1 protein-coding gene is annotated in these 319 nt (G+C 29.8%); it reads left to right on the plus strand.

The annotated features are described in order from the left end of the window. Positions 1 to 203: 203 nt before the first annotated feature. Positions 204 to 319 (plus strand): GxxExxY protein (locus B3J44_RS18925; RefSeq protein ID WP_286970606.1); only part of this gene is annotated, 116 nt, incomplete at its 3' end.

A 319-nucleotide genomic window follows, 5' to 3' on the forward strand; every position in this document is an offset into this window, starting at 1 on the left:
GAGTTCTAAGAAATAAAGTTTTTGCCACAAAGGCACTAAGACGCTAAGTTTATTTTTAAACTGAATGAATTAAAGACTCAAAAAAAATAAAATAATACCACGAAGACGCAAATTCACAAGTATTATTTTATTGTTTGATAAAGATTTAAAAACTTTCAAAAAAACTTTGTGCCTTAGTGCCTTCGTGGCAAAACCAAAAAAATATGCTCTCTGAAAGAACGGAAGAAATTGGAAAAATAATTGTAAACGCAGCATTTAAAGTTCACAAACAACTTGGACCTGGATTATTAGAAAGAGTTTATGAAGTTTGTCTTGCTCA

The sequence above is a fragment of the Flavobacterium sp. UBA4854 genome (genome assembly GCF_002399805.1).
Classification (GTDB): domain Bacteria; phylum Bacteroidota; class Bacteroidia; order Flavobacteriales; family Flavobacteriaceae; genus Flavobacterium; species Flavobacterium ginsengisoli.